Source organism: Caulobacter sp. B11 (assembly GCF_002737765.1).
GTDB lineage: Bacteria > Pseudomonadota > Alphaproteobacteria > Caulobacterales > Caulobacteraceae > Caulobacter.
On the sequence record NZ_PEGG01000310.1, the window covers coordinates 1 to 4,996 of the forward strand.

Genomic DNA, 4,996 nt, shown 5'->3' on the forward strand with positions numbered 1-4,996 from the left:
GCTACATCCTGCTGGGCCTGGTGATCGAGAAGGCCTCGGGCCAGAGCTACGCGGACTATCTCAAGCGCCACATCCTCGCGCCGCTGGGCCTGTCCGACACCGGCTATGAGGTGGGCGCCGAGGTCCTGCCGATGCGCGCCCGGGGCTATGACATCCAGAAGGGCCGGGCCTTCAACGCGGACTATCTGGACATGAGCCTGCCCTATGCGGCGGGCTCGCTCTATTCGACCGTCGACGACCTGGCGACCTGGGAAGAGGCCCTGCAGGCCGGCAAGGTCATCAGCGAGGCGTCCCGCAAGGCGATGTTCACCGACGGCGGCGACGGCTACGGCCTGGGCCAGTTCGTCGGCAAGAGCCTGGGACAGACCCGCTATTGGCACTCGGGCGGCATCAACGGCTTTGTCAGCGAGCTCGACTACTTCCCGGACGCGCACCTGACCATCGCCGTGCTCACCAACCAGACCAACACCGCGCCCGACACCATCGCCGCCAAGTTCGCCGCGGCCTTTCTGGAGGCGGTGGAGCGTTAGGCGCCGTCGCGGCCGGCGCCCGATCTCCCTCGGGGCGATCATTCGGCGGCAACCGGGTGTCGCGCCGCGTCGACACGGCCGAACCCATCGCCGAGATCCTGGCCGTGTGGGGGCCGACGACTATGTCGAGCTGCGCATGGCGGGGGGCCGCGGCCTGCCGCACCCCGCGCGGCCTCTACTCGTGACGAAGCGCGTCCATTGGATTGAGCCGCGCGGCCCGACGGGCGGGGAAATAGCCGAACAGCACGCCGATCAGGGCCGAGAAGGCGAAGGCCACCATGTTGATGGTCGGGTCGAAGATGTAGGGCACCTGCAGCATGGGCGCGAGCAACAGGCTGGCGCCCAGGGCCAGGGTCAGGCCCAGAAGCCCGCCCAGGCTCGCCAGCACCACGGCCTCCACCAGAAACTGCAGCAGCACCTCGCGCCCCAGCGCGCCGATGGCCAGGCGGATGCCGATCTCGCGGGTGCGCTCGGTCACCGACACCAGCATGATGTTCATGATCCCGATGCCGCCCACCAGCAGGCTGACCGCGGCCACGGCCCCCAGGAGGCCTGTCAGCATCTGGGTCGTGCTCTGCAGGGTCTCGGAGATCTGCTGTGTGTCGAAGATGTTGAAGTCGTCGGCCTCGCTGGGCTGCAGCCGGCGGCGCTCGCGCAGCAGCGACTTGATCGAGGCCTGGACGGTGGCGGAATCGTAGGCCGGGTTCACCGAGACCATGATCGTGCTGACACTCTGGTTGCCCGTGATCCGCCGCTGCGCGGCCCTCACCGGCACGATGACCACGTCGTCCTGGTCCATGGGGCCCATGCTGGAGCCGCGCGCCGCCAGCGCGCCCACGACCTCGCACGAGAGGTCGCGCAGGCGGATGGCTTCGCCCACCGGGCTTTCGTCTCGGAACAGGTTGCGTCGAACGGTGGAGCCGATGAGGCACACCGTCTTGCCGGCCTGCTCCTCGGCCGCCGTGAAGGTGCGTCCCTCAGCCACGCTCCACGACTGCGCCTTCAGGTAGTCGTTGTTGGTCCCGTAGATCGTGGTCGACCAGTTCGCCGCGTTGCGTACCGCCAGGCCGGACGACTGGACCAGGGGCGCGACCGACACCAGGCCGGCCACCTGCTGGCGGAGCGCCTCGACATCATCGGCCTCGAAGGGCCGTGGCTGGGCGCCGCCCCCGCCACCGCGCCCGAACCCCTGGCCAGGACGGATCTGCAGGATGTTGGCGCCGAGGCTGGAAATCTGCGCCTGGACAGCGGCGGTCGTGCCGTTGCCGAGCGTCACCATGGTGACGACCGAGCCCACGCCGATGACGATGCCCAGCACGGTCAGGAACGACCGCATCAGGTGCCGACGGATCTCCCGCAGCGCCAGGGCGAAGGTGGTGATCAGGACGGAGCTCATGAGGCGGTCCGGTCCCGGGCCGGCCTGGTCTCGACCGCCTCGACCAAGCCGTCGCGGAACTTCACGGTGGTGCGGGCGAAGGCCGCCATGTCCGGCTCGTGGGTCACCATCAGGATGGTGATCCCGGACTCGTCATTGAACCGTTCGAGCAGCCGCATGATCTCGAGCGAGCGCTCGGTGTCGAGGTTGCCGGTGGGCTCGTCGGCGAGCAGCACATCGGGCTGGGTGACGATGGCCCGGGCGATCGCGACGCGCTGCTGCTGGCCCCCGGAGAGCTCGGCGGGCGTGTGGTGCGCCCAGTCCTCGAGTCCGACTGTCCGCAGCGCGTCCATCGCCACGTCCCGACGGGTCCGCTTCGGCTCGCCGCGGTAGAGCAACGGCAGCTCCACGTTCTCCAGCGCGCTGGTCCGGGCGAGCAGGTTGTAGCCCTGGAATACAAAGCCGAGATAGCGCCTGCGCAGCAGGGCCCGCTGGTCCCGGTCGAGCTGTTCCACATGGACGCCCTTGAAGACGTACTCGCCGCTGGTGGGCGTATCCAGGCAGCCCAGGATGTTCATCATGGTGGACTTGCCCGAACCCGACGGGCCCATCACCGCGACGAAGTCGCCCGTCTGGACGTCCAGGTCGATGCCCTTCAGCGCCTGAAAGGCCGCCTCGCCGCTACCGAATGTCTTGGTGACGCCGCGCAGTGAGATCAGCGGCTCGGCGCTCATGGCTCGGCCCCGGCGAGCTGACCGGTGACGACCTTCATCCCGACCTTCAGCCCCTCGCCTGCGACCTCGGTCTGGCTGCCATTGCTGTCGCCGGCCAGCACCGAAATCGCCCGCGGCTCGCCGTCGTTGCCGAGAACATAGACCGTTTGGCGGCTACCCCGCCCGATCGTCACATCGCCGCCTTGTCCCTGGGAGCGCATCATGCGCGGCACCAGCATGCTGGCCGCACCCCCTTTGCTCCGGCCGGCGGCCGCCTGGGGGGTGAACCTGAGCGCCGCGTTCGGGACCAGCAGCACATTGGCCTTTTCCGTCGCCACGATGGCCGCCGTGCCGGTCATGCCGGGGCGGAGCGCCAGGTCGGGGTTTTCGGCGGTCAGCACCGCCGTATAGGCCACCACCTGGCCCGAACCGCTGGAGCTCGCGGTCGTGGTGGAGCCCAGGTCCAGGCGCTTGACCACGGCCTTGAAGGTCCGGCCCGGATAGGCGTCGACCTGGAAGGTGGCCCTCTGGCCGTCCTTGACCTGGCCCACGTCGGCCTCGTCGACCTTCACCTCCAGCTGCATCTTCGCCAGATCCTCGGCCAAGGTGAACAGCACGGGCGCGTTGAGCGTCGCGGCCACGGTCGAGCCGGGCTCCACGTCGCGCGACAGCACCACGCCGTTCACCGGCGAGCGGATCAAAGCCTTGGAGAGCTGGGTGCGATTGGACGACAGGCTCGCCCGGGCCTGGCCGACGGCGGCCTGGGCCGCGCGCTCGTTGGCCGCGGCGCGGGCCCAGGCGGCGCGAGCGACGTCCAGCTCGGTGGCGGAGGGCGCCTTGCCGCTGGACAATCGATAGACCTCTTCCATGCGACCAAGACTCGCGCGCGCCTCGGTCAGGGTCGCCTGGGCCTGGGCGACGCTGGCCTGGGCCGAAGCCAGGCCAGCTTCGCTCTCGCGGACCGTGTCCTCTAGGCGCGAGGTGTCCAGCCGGGCCAGGATCTGGCCCTTGGTCACGCGGTCGTTGTTTTCGACATGGACCGCGCTGACGATGCCGGAGAGCTCGGAGCCGACCTCCACCTTGTTGGTGGGCGCAAGGTTGCCGGTGGCCGAGACGGTCACCCGAAGGTCGCCGCGCTCGACCGCGGCGGTGGCGTAGCGGGGCTCGACGCCCGAGCCGCGCAGCAGGAAGACGATCAGCAGGACCAACGCCACGCCGACGATCAGCGCACCGATCATCAGCGACCGGGGCCGGCGCGAACCCGGCTTCACGCCCAGGAAGCTGTCGATCTTGGCGCGCGCGCCGGGGGTCTTGTCCATGGGAATCCTCTAGGGAGCGGCGACGCTGGAGGGCTCAGGCGCGGCCTGCCAGCCGCCGCCGAGGGCCTTGTAGAGCTGGACCGCCGAGGCCGCCCTGGCGACTCGCGCCGAGGCCAGGCCGTCCTGGCGGGACAGCAGGGTGCGCTCGGATTCCAGCAGCGACTGGAAGTCGGTGCGGCCCCGAGCGGTACTGGATGCGGGCGATCTCGGCGGGCTGCGCGGGCGGCGGCCTCGGCGGCGATCAGGGCCTGTTCGCGGCGGTCGGCGGCGGACACCGAGACCAGAGCGTTCTCAACCTCCTCCAGGGCGGTGAGGACGCTGGCCGATAGGCGGCGAGGGCGACGCGCCGCACGGGCCCGCTGGGCCTCCACCGAAGCGCGAATCCCCCCCGTGGAAGAGCGGGGCGGGTGATCCCGGCGACCAGGCTGCCGACCATGTCGCCCGCGGCGTTCGACAGCGAGCCGCCCGATCCTGAGAAGGTCCCGCTAAGCTTCAGCGCCGGATAGAGCTGGGCGGTCTCGACGCCGACGCGCGCGGTCTCCGCCGCCAGGGTCTGTTCGCCAGCGCCACGTCCGGCCGGCGGCGGATCACCTCGGCGGGGATCGCGGCGGGAAAAACGGCCGGCGGCGAGAGCGCCTCGGCGGCGGGCTCGAGCAAGCCGTTCATCGCGCCCGGGGTTTCGTCCAACAGCACCGCCAACCGGTTGGTGGCGGCGGCGTAGGCCGTCTCGATCGCCGGGATGCTCGCCGCGGTCTGGGCGCGCAGCTGGCGCGCCCGCTCCAGGTCGAGCGATCCCACCAGGCCCGCCTGCAGCCTCCAGCCGGTGATCTCCACGGTCTCGTCCAGGGTGGAAAGCGTGTCGCGGGCGATGCGCAGCCTGGCTTGGGCTTCGCGGGCGTCGAGGTAGTTGAGCGCGATCTCGGAGGCGACGGTGAGTTGGACCGCCCGCAGGCTGGCCCGCGTCCCCTCGGCCGTGGCCCGGGCGGCCCGACCGAATGGCGTCCGCCGCCGAAGATGTCGGCCTCGTAGGCGGCGTCGAAGCCGATCTGGTAGCTGGCG

At 70.5% G+C, this 4,996-nt stretch carries 6 protein-coding genes; 2 read left to right on the top strand and 4 right to left on the bottom strand.

The features are described from left to right. On the top strand, window positions 1-530 hold a 530-nt coding region (locus CSW58_RS11745), incomplete at its 5' end, for a serine hydrolase (protein ID WP_143755188.1). A gap of 56 nt (window positions 531-586) precedes the next feature. After that, complete coding sequence (locus CSW58_RS15845; RefSeq protein ID WP_255406583.1) at window positions 587-715, top strand: hypothetical protein; 129 nt, start codon at window positions 587-589, stop codon at window positions 713-715. On the opposite strand, the gene CSW58_RS11750 is transcribed toward CSW58_RS15845, so the two are convergent. The 4 genes from CSW58_RS11750 to CSW58_RS14420 form a co-directional block, all read right to left on the bottom strand. After that, window positions 706-1,926 carry an ABC transporter permease gene (locus CSW58_RS11750; protein WP_099447409.1) on the bottom strand — a complete coding sequence of 407 codons (1,221 nt, stop codon included), beginning with the start codon at window positions 1,924-1,926 and terminating at the stop codon, window positions 706-708. The two genes, CSW58_RS15845 and CSW58_RS11750, sit on opposite strands and share 10 nt — an antisense overlap. Then, window positions 1,923-2,639: an ABC transporter ATP-binding protein gene (locus CSW58_RS11755; RefSeq protein WP_099447410.1), complete on the bottom strand. Its 717-nt coding sequence runs from the start codon at window positions 2,637-2,639 to the stop codon at window positions 1,923-1,925. The genes CSW58_RS11750 and CSW58_RS11755 overlap by 4 nt, the downstream gene beginning before the upstream one ends. Next, on the bottom strand, window positions 2,636-3,937 hold the full coding sequence (locus CSW58_RS11760) for an efflux RND transporter periplasmic adaptor subunit (protein ID WP_099447411.1): 1,302 nt from the start codon (window positions 3,935-3,937) through the stop codon (window positions 2,636-2,638). Before CSW58_RS11760 ends, CSW58_RS11755 begins: the two co-directional genes overlap by 4 nt. A 492-nt stretch (window positions 3,938-4,429) precedes the next feature. Then, a partial coding sequence (locus CSW58_RS14420) for a TolC family protein (RefSeq protein WP_201721657.1) occupies window positions 4,430-4,996 on the bottom strand: 567 nt, incomplete at its 5' end.

Coding starts and splice junctions, on each gene's coding strand:
- CSW58_RS11750 (WP_099447409.1), bottom strand. CDS start 1,926: ATGAGCTCCGTCCTGATCACCACCTTCGCCCTGGCGCTGCGGGAGATC.
- CSW58_RS11755 (WP_099447410.1), bottom strand. CDS start 2,639: ATGAGCGCCGAGCCGCTGATCTCACTGCGCGGCGTCACCAAGACATTC.
- CSW58_RS11760 (WP_099447411.1), bottom strand. CDS start 3,937: ATGGACAAGACCCCCGGCGCGCGCGCCAAGATCGACAGCTTCCTGGGC.